The organism is Oceanirhabdus sp. W0125-5, from assembly GCF_027938815.1.
GTDB lineage: Bacteria > Bacillota > Clostridia > Clostridiales > Clostridiaceae > Oceanirhabdus.
In genome coordinates this window covers 1,131,153-1,146,667 of sequence record NZ_CP115913.1, presented here as the reverse complement: position 1 = coordinate 1,146,667, position 15,515 = coordinate 1,131,153, and the positions used below count along the sequence as shown (strand labels likewise).

General features: G+C 31.6%; 12 protein-coding genes. All 12 read right to left on the bottom strand.

The window, feature by feature from the left end; translation table 11 throughout:
• Positions 1–323 precede the first annotated feature (323 nt).
• The 12 genes from OW730_RS05570 to OW730_RS05515 all read right to left on the bottom strand — a co-directional run bounded on the left by OW730_RS05570 (position 324) and on the right by OW730_RS05515 (position 15,055).
• Entirely contained in the window at positions 324–956 is a 633-nt protein-coding gene (locus OW730_RS05570) for a CPBP family intramembrane glutamic endopeptidase (RefSeq protein WP_271228078.1), read from the bottom strand.
• A gap of 301 nt (positions 957–1,257) precedes the next feature.
• Positions 1,258–1,971: a GNAT family N-acetyltransferase gene (locus tag OW730_RS05565; RefSeq protein ID WP_271228077.1), complete on the bottom strand. Its 714-nt coding sequence runs from the start codon at positions 1,969–1,971 to the stop codon at positions 1,258–1,260.
• A gap of 89 nt (positions 1,972–2,060) precedes the next feature.
• Entirely contained in the window at positions 2,061–3,092 is a 1,032-nt protein-coding gene (locus tag OW730_RS05560) for a M42 family metallopeptidase (protein ID WP_271228076.1), read from the bottom strand.
• Between the two features lie 122 nt (positions 3,093–3,214).
• Positions 3,215–3,775, bottom strand: a complete 561-nt coding sequence (gene lepB, locus OW730_RS05555; protein ID WP_271228075.1) for a signal peptidase I — start codon at positions 3,773–3,775, stop codon at positions 3,215–3,217.
• A 200-nt stretch (positions 3,776–3,975) separates the two neighbouring features.
• Entirely contained in the window at positions 3,976–5,196 is a 1,221-nt protein-coding gene (locus OW730_RS05550; protein ID WP_271228074.1) for a sugar ABC transporter permease, read from the bottom strand.
• A gap of 37 nt (positions 5,197–5,233) precedes the next feature.
• Complete coding sequence (locus OW730_RS05545; RefSeq protein ID WP_271228073.1) at positions 5,234–6,766, bottom strand: xylose ABC transporter ATP-binding protein; 1,533 nt, start codon at positions 6,764–6,766, stop codon at positions 5,234–5,236.
• Positions 6,767–6,836: 70 nt separating this feature from the next.
• Positions 6,837–7,853 (bottom strand): sugar ABC transporter substrate-binding protein, encoded by a 1,017-nt coding sequence (locus OW730_RS05540; RefSeq protein ID WP_271228072.1) that lies wholly within the window; start codon positions 7,851–7,853, stop codon positions 6,837–6,839.
• A gap of 474 nt (positions 7,854–8,327) precedes the next feature.
• On the bottom strand, positions 8,328–9,458 hold the full coding sequence (locus tag OW730_RS05535; RefSeq protein ID WP_271228071.1) for a hypothetical protein: 1,131 nt from the start codon (positions 9,456–9,458) through the stop codon (positions 8,328–8,330).
• Positions 9,459–9,869: 411 nt separating this feature from the next.
• Positions 9,870–10,952, bottom strand: a complete 1,083-nt coding sequence (locus OW730_RS05530) for a sugar ABC transporter substrate-binding protein (protein ID WP_271228070.1) — start codon at positions 10,950–10,952, stop codon at positions 9,870–9,872.
• A gap of 27 nt (positions 10,953–10,979) precedes the next feature.
• Positions 10,980–12,560, bottom strand: coding sequence for a response regulator (locus OW730_RS05525; protein ID WP_271228069.1), 1,581 nt, complete (start codon positions 12,558–12,560; stop codon positions 10,980–10,982).
• A gap of 2 nt (positions 12,561–12,562) precedes the next feature.
• A complete protein-coding gene (locus tag OW730_RS05520) occupies positions 12,563–14,077 on the bottom strand; it encodes a sensor histidine kinase (RefSeq protein ID WP_271228068.1) in 1,515 nt (504 codons plus the stop codon).
• An 18-nt stretch (positions 14,078–14,095) separates the two neighbouring features.
• Entirely contained in the window at positions 14,096–15,055 is a 960-nt protein-coding gene (locus tag OW730_RS05515; RefSeq protein WP_271228067.1) for a substrate-binding domain-containing protein, read from the bottom strand.
• Positions 15,056–15,515 lie beyond the last annotated feature (460 nt).

The window sequence follows — 15,515 nt, the reverse complement described above, 5'->3', positions numbered from 1 at the left end:
ATTGATAATGTATAATGGAGGATGTTTCTGCTAGCGCAGAAACTACATTGTATTGTTCTATAGATTAAGATGATTTTACTCATTTTATCTGTGATAAAATATTGTACTTGATATACAACAATATTATTTAAGACCTATATATAAAATTAAGGAACTCTTAAGAGTTCCTTAATTTTGTTATCTATAAACATTCAACAACTATATTTTCCCTTTCATAATGCACAGTACGAATAGAGTTATGAATCAAGTGATTTATCTATTTAATACATCAAATAAGAAGAATACGTTTAACTTTATAGTTAATTTACCATAGATAATGATTATTAAGCAGTACCTTTATCACGCCAATTTCTATAAACTGTATATCCTCCATTTCCTATGATATGACATATAGTTGAATAAAAAATTGATTGAGTAATAAGAGCTACATATGTAAAAAACAATCCCATAAAAAAGAAGTTAAAAAATAAATTAAAGTGTCGTTTTTCAAAAGACCAATAATTTATATGAAAAAGCATAAACATTATTCCATTGGTTAACATAATCATGTTAAAGTTGTCACCTATTAAAAAGATCGTCATAGGTAATATTAACCCCCTAAAAGCTACTTCTTCAAAAATAGGTTGTACTACCCCAAAATGAACGCACCTCAATTTATTGCTTTTTCTTGGATAATAACTATTTGGATTTTGTATGCACAAAAACAATGTAAATAACGCAAAACAAAAAACCACAATCAAACCCTCTTTATTATTTATTGGAAGTTTAAACAAATAATCCTTAGGTCTAATTATTAAATAAACTATTAATAGCACCAGTCCCCAAGAATAGTATCCTTTGCTATCCCATAATTGACTTTTTATTATTCTTGGAAAAAATCTTTCAAAATATTTCTCTAATATTTTATAAGAAAATAATATTACTATAATTAGTAGTAAATAAAGTATTTTATTCATTTTTGCTCCTTTCTAAAAAAATTTTCTGTTATGATAATTATTTTCTACATTATTCCTTATTTTCCTTTATTATGTCAGAATTATTTGCAACATTTTTAGTTTATAACTTACACAACTATCTAAAAAAGTTGGCAACACAAAGTCACCAACTTTTTTGATTTATAAAACAATATCTTAATTTTAAATACAATGTTTCATTCAAAATGAAACGAGTAACCCCTCATTGTCCAAAGACCAATACAATTAAAATTTCTCGAAGAGAAATCTCCATCATTCTCCATTTTACATTATACATTATACATTACGCTTTTAGATCCACCGTCCACCAATTATACTTTCCATGATTAGCAGATTGCTTTACAATACTTCTAGGTAATTTACTTACATCTTCATTTAGTATTGTAGCCCCTGTATTATCTCTTTTTTCGTTATGTGCAAGCTGTTGAGCATAATTTATTGCCATTTTGTACTCATCATGGCTTCTCTCTCTTGAAAATAAATCTTCAATCCATAATCCTCTGTAGGATAATGTATCCATTGGTAGATATGTAATATCCTGAACTTCTCTTAATCTTTCTTTGAAACTCCATGTTTGCCATAATATAAGGTTGTAAATACCTTCTTGTTTTTTGAATCCAGCTCTCTCAAATGCCTTTTGGCTACCTATATTTTCTATTCTAATAAGTGCCCTTGCATAATCGCCCTGAAGAGCTTCCCCTCTTTTAATTGCTTCTTGAACAAGTCTAGTACCTACACCTTTTCCTTGAACTGATTTTTTAACTGCTAAAAGATCAACTTCCCATCTTTTCTTACCACGTTTATTTATTGACATAAAACTTGAGATAACCCCTATAATCTCACCGTCTAAATAAGCACCAATTACAGATGCATTTTTATTAAATACCTGAGCTGCATAGGTCTCTCGCATTATATGCATATCCCATACATCATGAAATACCTCTTGTACAGCTTCAAACTCTTCTAAAGAAGGTTCTCTGAATAAAATCTCCCCCATATTGTTCACTCCTTCACTGGAAATATCACTCCGTTTATATTCCTCATCGCATATTTCCATACACCCCTTGAAGCTATTTTAAACGAAGCCTATTTCAAATAATTAATTAAAAGTTTTATTGTGTTTTCAATAGCATCAGTATGAGTTCTTTCATAGTGATGTGTTGCATCCACCCCTGGTCCAACACAAGCAAAATTCAAATCAATTGAACTATGCATTAACTGAGTTGCATCAGAAGAATAACTATTGTATACATCCACCTTATAGTCTATGTGGTTATCTTCTGCAATATTAACCAATCTATTCCTAAATTCAAAATCGTAAGGAGTCTTATTATCCCTAGCTGCAATACTAACAGCATATTCGCTAGATTCCTGACCAGGGCCTACTGTTCCAATATCAATTGCTACTACCTCTTTTGTCTTAGAAGGTACCCCTGCTACTCCATGTCCACATTCTTCATAATTACTTATAAAGAAATGAGTTGTATTCTTTGGCTTCATATCATTTTCTTTCATATATCTACATATCTCAAGTACCATACCTACTGCTGATTTATTATCTATATATCTAGTTTTTATGAATCCATTATCAGTTATTTCTGTTCTTGTATCCATAACAATAAAATCACCAACATTTATCCCAAGAGCTTTAACATCTTCCTTATTAAATACTTTTTCATCAAGTCTTACTCTCATAAGAGAATCATCTCTTTTGCTTTCATATGCTTTAAGCCCATTTACATGAGAAGATGCTACTGTAGGTATAATAGACCCTCTTATTTTTTTACCATGTCTAGTTATAACTGTACAGTTCTCTCCCTCTACAGCATTCCAGCATCCGCCTCCAACTCTAAAGTATCTAAGCTTACCATCAGGCATTATTTCCTTAACCATACCACCTAAAGTATCTATATGCGCTGTAATCATCACATGCTCTTCATCATCCTGTCCTCTCATTGTTGCTATAAGAGCACCTTTCTTTGTTATGCTTGTCTCAAGTCCAAACTCTTCAAAATCTTTCTTTATCTCTTTAATCGCATTCATTGTATATCCAGATGGACTTGGAATCTCTAGATATTTTTTCATCATATCAATTGCATATTGTGTGTTAACATTCATATCGAATCCCTCTTTTCCTTAAATAACATAATATTCAAACAATACCTATTATATCACACTATGTCGTTTTGAACCTCTAAGTTCGATAATATTTTACAAATATAGAATATTATTAAGATTATCTATTTTAACTTTCCAAAATCACTTAATGGCCAAAACCTAAATCTAACTTTACTTATTAACTCATCTTTATATACATATGGATCATCCCAGTATCTTGCATCCCTTGAACCTGCTCTATTATCTCCTAAAAAGAAATATGCATCTTCTGGAACTTTGAATGTACCAATATTCATCAACGGATACTTACCATTTTTATCAACCTGATTTACAACATAAGATTCTTCAAGTTTTACTCCATCTACATATATTGTTCCATCCCTTTCAATTCTAATTTCTTCGTTTGGTAATCCTATAAGTCTTTTAACTAGACGTCCATCGTTTTCTTCTTTATTTTGAAAAACTATTATATCTCCTCGTTTTAAATTATCGTAATTATATATATGAGTAGTAAACATCCTATCTCCTACATTTATTGTTGGAACCATAGATGGAGTAGGAACCCTTATACCAAAAAAAACAAATTTAGTCAAAATTAAAAATAGTATCCCCGCAGTAGCAAAAGGTATTACCCAATCTTGTATAAATTTATTATCCTTAAACTTCTTAAACATCTCTTTCATACACTCATCCCCTTTAAAGTAAATTTATAACTTATCATAGTATATCACACTTGATTTCTTTAGCAAATATAGTTATGAACCAGCATTTTCCATAGATTAATATGATAAAATTTCTCGGAGAGAAATGTCAATCATTATACATTATTAAAAGCTAAAAGAGCCCATATGGGCTCTTTTCAGAAAAGGGGTTTTAAAAAAATCTATGCATTTTTCTTTCTTGTTGATATATCAATCCATACTGCTAATAACAGTACAAAACCTTTAACAATTAATCTCTCAGGTGTACCAACATCCATAAGAAGCATACCATTATTTAGAGTTGCCATAACTAAAGCACCAACTATAGCTCCCATTATAGTTCCTTCTCCACCAAGAGTACTTGTTCCACCGATAATAGCCGCTGCTATAACTTCAAGTTCCATACCTTGTCCTGCCGCTGCAGTTGCTGATGCAAGTCTTGCTGTATACAGCATTCCACCAATAGCACCTAAAATACCTGATGATATAAATATCCATAATGTTCTCTTTTTAATATCTATACCTGATAACTTTGCCGCTTCTTTATTTCCACCAATAGCATATACATGCCTTCCAAAAGTAGTTTTAGTGGTAATAAATGTGTAAAGACCACCAACAACCATTAACAATAATGTTGAGTAAGGCACTCCTCGATAAAGTGATAAGATTATAAATACGAAAGAGATCATCGATATTACCACTAAAAGTTTAAGCACAAATAATGTTGATGGAAGAACCTCAAATTCATATGTTTGTCTTTCTTTTCTCTTCTTTAATTCCATTACTACATATATAACAATAATTGCAATTAACATAACAATCGTAGTATTATGAGGAATCATATCCTTAACTGAATTTGATCCACCAAAAATTGTTGGAATATAATCTTGTCCAATAACCTTAAATGCATTTGGTACTGGAATAGTTTCACCATTTGTTATTTTAAGAAGCAATCCATTGAAGAACATCATTCCAGCTAAGGTAACAATAAATGCTGGTACTTTTCTATAAGCTACCCAGTATCCTTGCCACAAACCAATGATAGCCCCAATAGCTAATGTAATCACAACTGCTAGAACAATACCACCTAGACCTCCACCAAACTTTCGCATAAGAATAGCACATGCTGCTCCTGTTAAACCTACAACAGCTCCTATAGACAGATCTATATGTCCTGCTACAATTACCAGTACAACACCACATGCAAGAATTGCAATATGAGCAGTCTGTAACATAAGAGTAGATAAGTTTCTAGGTGTAAAGAAATTACCATTTAGTAATGAGAAAATTACCATTATACCTATTAATGCTATAAACATTGTATATTGTCTTATATTATTCTTTAATTGAAATTTTATAATATCTAACACACTCTTATTATTTAATTTATCATTTTGAGTCATGTTAATCCTCCTTATCTCTATGCCTTATTCTTTATGCCTAACTATTGTGATTCCCTCCAGTTGCATAGTACATTACCTTCTCCTGATCAGCGTCTTTATAATCAAGCTCTGCAGTGAACTTTCCTTCATGCATTACAAGAATTCTATCACTCATACCTAAAATCTCAGGTAATTCTGAAGATATCATGATTATGCTAACTCCTTTAGAAACCAATTCATTCATGATATTGTAGATTTCATATTTAGCACCTACATCTATCCCTCTTGTAGGCTCATCTAGAACAAGAACCTTAGGATCAGCCATAAGCCATTTTGCAATAACTACCTTTTGCTGATTACCACCACTTAAATTCTTAACCTTCTGCTCTATTGATGGTGTTTTCGTTTTAAGCACCTTAACGTAGTCATTTGAAATTCTAATTTCTTCATTTTCATTAATCCCAAAAATTGAAGATATCTTATCTAAACTAGCTAGAGTTGTATTCTCTTTTATATCCATATCTAAAACCAATCCGGTCTTCTTTCTATCCTCTGATAAATAACATAAACCATTTTCAATTGCAGCTTTAGGACCTTTAATATTTAGCTTCTGCCCTTCTATAAAAATTTCTCCGCTCTTATTTGTACCATATGCACCAATAAGACTCATCATAAGCTCTGTTCTACCTGCTCCCATAAGCCCAGCAATTCCTAGGATTTCTCCTTTTCTCGCCTTAAAGCTAATATTATCAATTGTTTTTTTATCTGGTAACTCTGGATTGTATACATTCCAATTCTTAACCTCTAGAACTACCTCTCCAGGGGTATGCTCTTCTCTTGGGAATAACTGCCCCATCTCTCTTCCAACCATACCTGTGATAACTCTATCCATTGAGGTATCTTCTTCATTTTCAAATGTTTCTATTGTCTTTCCATCTCTTAAAATTGTGATAGTATCAGCTATTGCCTTTACTTCCTTTAGCTTATGTGAAATATAAATACAACTTATTCCCTGTTTCTTTAACTCTCTTATAATCTCCAATAAATTTTCACTATCATCTTCGTTTAATGCTGCTGTTGGTTCATCAAGAATAAGAATCTTAATATTCTTTGATAAGGCTTTTGCAATTTCAACTAACTGCTGTTTACCTATTCCTAGATTCATAACTTTTGTATCAGGTTTATCATCTAAACCAACTCTATTTAATAATTCTTTAGTTTTTGCCATTGCCTTGTTCCAATTGATAATTCCCATCTTTTGAAACTCATTTCCTAAGAAAATATTTTCACATATATTCATCTCTTTAACTAAAGCTAATTCCTGATAAATAATCCCTACTCCAGCCTCTTCACTTTCTTTTATATTGCTGTAGTCCTGCTCTTTTCCATCAATTATAATTTTTCCTTCATAACTTCCCTTTGGATGTACTCCACTTAACACCTTCATAAGTGTGGATTTACCTGCTCCATTTTCTCCTACAAGAGCATGTATCTCTCCAGCTTTCACCTTGAAATTAACATTATCAAGGGCTCTTACCCCTGGAAACTCTTTTATAATGTTCTGCATCTCTAATATATAGTTTTCTTTCATCACACAAGACCACCTTTCTTAAAAGCGAGGAATAACATGCTTTGTTATTCCTCGGCAGTCAATATTTTAATTATTTAAGATCATCTTCACTCATGTATCCACTGTCTATTAATACTTCTTTAATGTTATCTTTTGTTACAACTTTAGCATCAAGTGATACTGTTGGAACCTCTACTACTCCATTGTCTACAGCACTGTTTGTTTCTACTTTTTCACCTTTAGCGATTTTTACAGCAATCTCTATAGCAGCTTTACCAAGATCTCTTGTATCTTTAAATACTGTCATAGATTGAGTTCCTTCCATAATTCTCTTAGCAGCTGATTTTTCGGCATCTTGTCCAGTTATTGGAACTTGACCAGCTAATCCTTGAGCAGCTAATGCTTGGATTGCTGCACCTGCAGTACCATCGTTTGGTGCTAATATACCATCAACCTTATTGTCATTAGCAGCTAATGCAGCTTCTACAATCTTAAGTGCATTCTCTGGTACCCAGTTTTCAACAGCTTGTTCAGCTATTACATTGATTTTTCCTGAATCAATTAAAGGTTGGATGTACTTCATAGCACCCTCTTTGAATAACTTAGCGTTATTATCTGTTGGAGCACCTGACATAATGATATAATTTCCTTCTGAAACCATTTCACTAATGAATTTACCTTGAATTTCTCCTACCTTTACGTTATCAAAAGATAGGTAGTAATCTAATTTATCTGTTCCTGTAATTAATCTGTCATATGATATTACTGGTACATCATCTTTCTTAGCCATTTCAACTAATGATGCTGCAGCTGATGCATCGTGAGGAGCTAATATTAAAACATCAATACCTTGATTTAATAAAGCTTCTACCTGTGTAGTTTGCTCTTGCATGTTAGCATCTGCAACCTTAACAATTAACTCAATACCCATTTCCTCAGCAACTGCTTCCATTTTAGCCTTATCTCTTACCCATCTTTCCTCCCTTTGAGTTGGAAGAGATAATCCTACTTTAATCTTATCTGATGAAGCAGCCTTGTCCTTACCACACCCTACAAAAACTGTAGCAACCATTAATACAGTAATTAATATTGATAATAATCTTTTCACAATGTGTTCCCCCTTAAACATTTTTTAAAACTTATTAATACTTAAAAATTTATCCCTTGTGTACCTCTTGATTTCATTATACTGACCATGGGTAAATAATTTAATAACAGAATTCTATAAGATTTCTATATTTTCTTAACTTTTTTAACATACTTAACATTCTATTAAAAAACTCTGCATTTTTTTGTTGTAAAAAAATACAGAGGACGTAAAACCTTATGAAAAATTGAGAATTAAGAGTTGAGAATGAAGGATGCTTTTGCTTTAGGGCAAAAGCTACATTTTTATTGTTCTTTACAACAAAAAAGAGTTTACTCATTCTATCTTCAGATAAAATATTGTATCTTAAATACAATGTTTCATCTAAATGAAACGAGTAAACCCCTTATTATCTAAGGAACAATAAAATTAAAATTTCACAAAGTGAAATGTCCTTCATTCTACATTATCCATTCTACATTCTACATTATTTTTTTAAGCCTCTCCAACATAAACTATATAACTATCGCCATTAATAGGGATTGTTTTATCAGGCTTATTCCACTCTCTATTTTCTCTCATATACAACTCTAATGAATCCTTAGTTAACACAACAATTGCTTCTACTTCTTTAATATAGTAAGCCTCTCTTAACTCTTCAATATTTTCCTCTAATTCTTTATATTCAACAGGAAGCTTATCCCTTTTAAATCCTTGTTTAAGCTCTACAGGTATTTTAGAGTAGCTTAACATATCTTTAAAGTGTGATCCATTTCCTGTATGCGTAAACTCCTGAACATATGGTAATCCTAGAACCAGTTCCCCCTCAAATCCTACTATTGTTATGTTCTCCTTATCAAAGTAGAACTTATCACTTGAGTTTCCTTCTTCCTTCTCTTCTTCTTTAATCTCGTTCTTTTCCATTACTTCTAATATCCCTCTATCTAAATCTCCATTAAATACTTGATTAATTTTGATTTCTTTACTTTCATTTAGTCCTTCTATACTATAAATCTTGTTTGTATTATTAGCATATACCATGCTTCCGCCACCTGTTGCCATGGTATATTCTTTTATAGAAATGAATCCATCACCTATTGCCATTATCTCATCTCTACCAAATTTGATATTAGCAATTTCTCCTTCCTCAGGCATAAGTCCCTCTACTGTTCTTGTGGATTTTGCTTCTTCTTCCTTCTTTAGAAATTGAATATCTTTAAAGTTAAACTTATGATTATATGCATATAGAGGATACTCCCCTAACTCTTCATCATATTGATCTTTCATATCTTCATTAACAGATTCATGATTGAATTCTGCTACCTGAAACTTGTACATTTCCTCACCATATGGATATAAAATAACATCCTTCTCTACTTCATAAGGCATCATCTTTTCATCTTTTAAAACTATAGTAGTATAAAGAATATCAGTATCCACTTTATGTTTAAGTCCAATAATTATATCCTTACCAGAATACTCATCATCATCCTTTTTCTTTTCTGAAGTCTTATCCTCTACTTTTTTACTATTCTCTACATCTATCTTCTGATTCTCCTTTGGTGAACAAGAAGTTACCAATGTTATTGCTAATAATACAGCTATTATATTTAAAATTTTCCTCATACAAATCTCTCCTAACCAATATTTCATTCATTTATTGATATCTATTGTATGTCCTAATTATACCTTTTATAATGTTTGTTTTGGTTACATAAGTATGAAGAAAAAGTTACAGGATTGTTACAAAAAAGGCACGCTGATGCGTGCACTTAAAAACAAATGTATAATGTATAATTGATAATGTATAATGATGGATGTTTCTGCTTTCGCAGAAACTACATCTTATTGGTCTTCAGAACAGGAAGATTTTACTCATTTTATCCTTAGATAAAATATTGTATTTAAAATACAATGTTTCATCAAAATGAAACGAGTAAACCTTCATTGTCCAAAGAACAATAATATTAAAATTTCACAGAGTGAAATGTCCATCATTCTCCATTCTACATTCTCCATTCTCCATTTGTTTTATATTTACTTTTCTCTATAAACTTCATTCCTCAAATGAAATCCATCCTTAATAATAGTTTCCTCCATATTATACTTTCCCACTGCATATACATCTATAACGTAATAAGGTATGTCATATGTTCCATCACTTATTTTTTCCTGTATTCCTAAGTCTTCCCCTCTTGCAAGCTTCATAGCAAGTTCTGCACCTGCTGTTGCCATTTCCTCCATGGGTTTATAAACCGTCATAAGTTGAGTCCCCTCAACAATTCTCTGACAACCGTCAAGATCTGCATCCTGTCCTGTTACATATACCCTTCCTGCCAATCTATGTTCTGCAAGTGCTCTTATAACTCCACCTGCAAGGCTATCGTTTCCTGCTATAACACCATCAAATTTCACCTTTTCTCCTAGAAGCTCATTAGTAGTATTAAATGCATATTCCTGCATCCAATCTTCTGCCCAATACTCGCCTATAACTTCTATATACCCCTCATCAATATACTCCTGAAGCACATTGTAATATCCTTTTCTAATAAGCTTAGTATTATTATCACTTGGGTCTCCATGGATAATAATAATTTTAGATTGAGCTATCTTATTTACTATTGCTTCAGCCATCTTCTCTCCAACTGCAACATTATCGAAGGAAAGATATACATCTGCATTTGAATCAAGAACTAATCTATCATATGCTATAACTTTTACCCCTGCCTCCTTTGCCAACTTAACTGCAGTAGATGCTTTAGTATGATCGTTAGCTACAAGAATAAGGACATCTATTCCTTGTTTAAGAAGATATTGTACCTGATTTATTTGGTCATCATCATCATTATTAGCATTCTTAATTATTATCTCCCCACCTAACTCCTGAACCTTAGCCATTAAAATATCTCTATCCTTAAGCCACCGTTCCTCTTTTAGAGTTCCCATTGAGAAGCCCACTTTAACTTTTCGACTAATTTTATTCTTACTTTCTTTCTTTTCAACTTCAATCTTTGAAATACTGATTATCTTAGAAGCTGTGATTGTTATAAGAACAGTTAAAATTCCAACTAAAATTAAAATAAATAATACCTTTAATCTTTTTACCCCAACATTGCCCATTTAGTAAAATCACTCCCATAAATATAATCATTTTTTTCTAAACTCAGTAGGTGTCACTCCTGTAGCCTTTCTAAATGCTTTACTAAAATAATTTGGATCTCTATACCCTATCTCATAACATACTTCTTTTACACTTAAATTCCCCTGTTTTAATAATTCCTTTGATTTCTCAATTCTTATCTCAGTTAAGTAATCAACAAATTTCTTCCCGGTAGACTCTTTAAAAAATTTACTGAAATAGTGATAACTCATATTGAATTCCTCAGCAAGATCATTCAGGCTAATATTCTTATTATAATTACGCTCCATATAGTCAAGAACCTTAGCAATAATTCCGTGTAACTCCTCTTCTCTCTCCTCGTTAATTCCCTTAATAATACTCTTAAGATGATCTGAGAATGTCATTTTGAGAACATCAAGATTAGTTATTTTTAAAAGCTTTCTAAGATATTTATGCTCATATAAGTCCTTTTGGAATATATCGTAAGGAATATTTCTCTTCATGAGTATTAGAATCTCTATAAGATAAGATTTAATTTTATCGATATCATCACTAAAGTTTACTGTAAAATACAAAAACAAATCCTCAAAAGCCCTTAATGCTCCTTCTTTATCACCCATAAGGGTCTTATTTATCAAGATGCTCTCCTTAACCTTAGGATAATCATCTACTTTCTCTGTAGTTATCGCTACATCTTCAAAATGAGTTACTTTATGAAGATTGGGTAGATTAGCAGCCATATATGCTTCATTGCATCCACTTGAAAAATTTTCTATAGTATATGGTCTTCCAATACCTATTCTATAATCTATTCTAATTTTATCATCTATTCTCTTATATAATTTCCTAGCTATATCAATTGATCTATTTCTAATTTCATACATATCGTGAATTTCTTTAACAGGTATGTACGCAACTACTCTATCAACCAATGGTAATCCTACAAGGCATGGAGTTAACTTCTTAATTTCATGGGTAAAGATTTCAAAAAACTCCTGATCCAATAAACTATCATTTATCTCCTCTTCTGTGGAATCTTCCTTCTTATGTTTAACAACCCCCATTATTGTATATCCGTAATTCAGGTCCATAGCGAACATATCCTGATAAAAGGAAATTCCCTTAGTTTTTGAATTTATCATCTTTGAGTAAATAAACTGTCCTTCAATTATTGGAAGCACCTTATTTACCTTTTCTTTAAGTATCATCTCTCTTTGAAGTGCTTCTCTTTTATCTTTTATTTCATTCTTAATAGCCTTAAGAACATCTATCATCTTTTCCTTGTTAATTGGTTTTAATAGATATTCATACACCCCCAATTTAACTGCATCTTTAGCATAATCAAAATATTCATATGCTGTGGTTATGACGAAATAAATATCATCTACTCTCTCCTGTATCTTAGTGATAGCTTCAATACCATTGATTCCGGGCATTCTTATATCCATAAAAATCACATCTGGTTTAAGCTCTATAGCCTTTTCAATTCCTTCTCTTCCTGATCTTGCTGTTCCTACTATCTCAATGTCATCAAAGTTCTTCTCCACGAGAAATTTTATAAAATCCAATGCTAAGTATTCATCATCTACAATAAGAAGCTTTATCATATTTACACCCCATAACCTTTTAAATTAGTTAAATTGCCCTTAGGAATCTTCAATGTAACAGATGTTCCTACACCTTTTTTACTCTCAATATGGATAATATCTTCTGTATTACTTATTCCATAAAAAAGCTTTAATCTATCAATAACATTACGTGTACCAATTCCAGTAACATGTCCACTGCTGCTCTTATTTCCACTTGGATTAAGAATTTCCATGACCTTTTCTTTTTCCATACCAGCACCATTATCCTTTACTGTTATCTCGATAATTTCCTTATGTTCTTTAACTTTTAATAATATTTCTCCATGCTCCTCTATTTCCTCAAGCCCATGTATATATGCATTTTCTACTATAGGCTGGATTATTGTACAAGGAATTTTTTCATCTTTAACACTCTCATCCACATCTACTGAGTAACTTATTCTATCTCCAAATCTTGTTTTAAGAATATACATATAAGCACTCACATTATTAACCTCATCCATTATTGTCACTGGCTCTTCTAACTTTCTTAAACTGTATCTGAATAATTCTGCTGCTTTCAATATAAACTCTGAGGACCTATCTGCCCCTTCCATTGCAGAAAGCTGAGATGCTGCATTTAGTGTATTGAAAAGAAAGTGAGGATTAATTTGAGACTGAAGTGATTTTAATTCAGCATCCTTTAGAAGATTCTTCATCTTTAAATTCTGCATCTCCTGTTCCTTTAGCCTCTTCTCTGTTTCAGCTTGAGTCTTTATCCCCTCAATATGAAGCTTAATACTATCTGCCATGTTATTAAATCCTGTTGCCAATGTTCTAAGTTCATCATGAGTTTCTACATTTATATGTTCAATATCATAATTCCCCTCTGATATCTGTTCAGCAGCATTAGAAAGATCTATAATCGGCCTGGTTATCTTGTACGTGAAAAGCACTGCTGTAACTATACTGAATACTATAACAACCACTATGAATATAATATTAAAAACATTAACCCTTTCCTGATTAGTGCTTATCTCCTCATATTCAATAGAACCAGTTTTAAGCTTATTATTTAGAAGATTATTAATATAAAACTTTATATACCCACTTATCTTATAGGTTCTTACAAAATGATTATTATACTCGCTGCTGCTCCTTCCACGCTTCGCATTTATTGCTTCATCTGATTCTTTTAACATTTCATCTATCATAAAACCAATATCTTTCATCATAATATCGTACTCATTATAGCTATTAACCCTACTGATTCCTTGTGACTTTTCACTGAGTTTGCTGTGAATATTATAATAATTCAGCAAGGCAGTAGAAGACTTTGATGAAAGGTACTTCTCTACCTCTGTTTCTAATGCTATTATGTCCTCTCCAAGTTCATTAAGATATACATATTCATCAATTATATGTGAAAATCTCTCAAGACCTTTTTTCCCATTAATATATGAGTAAATATTTGCAGCACCGAATACAGCTGTTATTACTAAAAATGCCAATATCATTTTTGATCTAAAACTACTTAAGCTAAATAACTCCTTCACAAAATCACCCACTGCTCTCTATTTAATAATCCTGAAACCTGTATCAATAAATGTTGAAACACTTTTTCCTTCCTTTATCTGAACTAAAGTTTCCACACTCTTTAATCCAATTTCATTAGGATTTCCTATTATAGTTCCATATACAACACCCTGTTCAATCAGCCTTTTTATCTCCTCAGTATCACCATATCCAACAAGCTTCACCTTTCCAACCTTATTGTGGTCAATTATTGCCTGAGCAGCACCCATAGTATCTATTGAATTTGTTGTGTATATAGCATCAACACTCTCATTATTCTTTAATATATTTGCTGTTATCTCCTCAGCACTTAGGATTCCTAATTTTGATGACTTTGTTTCAATTACATTCATGAACCTGCTATCCTTAAGGGAACTTATAAACCCATTTATCTTATTATCATTAGCTGATGAATTATCTTCGTATCCACCACCCTCAATTACAGCAATATCAGCTATACCTCCAGTTGCTTTAATCATTAACTTAGCAGCCTTCTCTCCTAGCTGAAAACTATTCGCTCCAACGAAAGCATCTATATTGCTATTTGGTAAATCATTCTCAACTACAATAACAGGTATCCCCTTCTCCTTAGCTCTATCTATTACCTCTCTATAATCCTTGTTGTTAAATGTATGTGTTATTATTCCATCCACATTTGACAACACAGCAATATCAATGTATTTAAGTTGTTCCTCAATATTAGTGAATCTAGGTGCATTATATTCAACCATAACGTTATATTCCTCTGCACCCTTTCTCACACCATCAATAACCTCCTGCCAGAAAGGATCCACCTTATTCTGACCTATAAAATAAAAGTGATAGTTAGGCTTCATACTATCTACTTTATAAGTTAATAACTTATCCACATACATTAAAATACCTGATGTTATCAATATCAAAACAATTAACATTACTATTATTCTATTTAAAAATTGTCTTTCTCCACTGTTTTTCATATTCAAATCTCCCATACAGAATCTCTACATTCTTTATATCCTCTATTATTATATTATTCTTCAAAATCAATTCTTTCCCTCTAGTAATTTCTTGTCATGATAGGGGAGATTATTGTTATAAAAAGCAAAAGCTTTTTATAACAAATGTAGAATTGAGAATTGAGAATGGTGAATGATGGATGTTTCTGCTTGCGCAGAAACTACATCTTATTGGTCTTTAGAACAATGGGATTTTACTCATTTTATCTTTAGATAAAATATTATAGTTAAAATACAAGGTTTCATTCAAAATGAAACGAGTTAACTCCCTTTATCCAAGGAACAACAAGATTAAAATTTCTCGAAGAGAAATGTCATTCATTCTCCATTCTACATTCTACATTCTACATTTCTTTAAACTTTTAATTTAGATAAGTTTTCCATGTAATACTTTAGAACTTTCCCTAACTTTAGCATATCC

What these genes read in the sequence shown, in the direction of transcription:
- OW730_RS05530 (WP_271228070.1), bottom strand. Translation starts at nt 10,952, where the DNA reads ATGGGCAATGTTGGGGTAAAAAGATTAAAGGTATTATTTATTTTAATT.
- OW730_RS05560 (WP_271228076.1), bottom strand. Translation starts at nt 3,092, where the DNA reads ATGAATGTTAACACACAATATGCAATTGATATGATGAAAAAATATCTA.
- OW730_RS05535 (WP_271228071.1), bottom strand. Translation starts at nt 9,458, where the DNA reads ATGAGGAAAATTTTAAATATAATAGCTGTATTATTAGCAATAACATTG.
- OW730_RS05570 (WP_271228078.1), bottom strand. Translation starts at nt 956, where the DNA reads ATGAATAAAATACTTTATTTACTACTAATTATAGTAATATTATTTTCT.
- OW730_RS05550 (WP_271228074.1), bottom strand. Translation starts at nt 5,196, where the DNA reads ATGACTCAAAATGATAAATTAAATAATAAGAGTGTGTTAGATATTATA.
- lepB (WP_271228075.1), bottom strand. Translation starts at nt 3,775, where the DNA reads ATGAAAGAGATGTTTAAGAAGTTTAAGGATAATAAATTTATACAAGAT.
- OW730_RS05545 (WP_271228073.1), bottom strand. Translation starts at nt 6,766, where the DNA reads ATGAAAGAAAACTATATATTAGAGATGCAGAACATTATAAAAGAGTTT.
- OW730_RS05515 (WP_271228067.1), bottom strand. Translation starts at nt 15,055, where the DNA reads ATGAAAAACAGTGGAGAAAGACAATTTTTAAATAGAATAATAGTAATG.
- OW730_RS05565 (WP_271228077.1), bottom strand. Translation starts at nt 1,971, where the DNA reads ATGGGGGAGATTTTATTCAGAGAACCTTCTTTAGAAGAGTTTGAAGCT.
- OW730_RS05525 (WP_271228069.1), bottom strand. Translation starts at nt 12,560, where the DNA reads ATGATAAAGCTTCTTATTGTAGATGATGAATACTTAGCATTGGATTTT.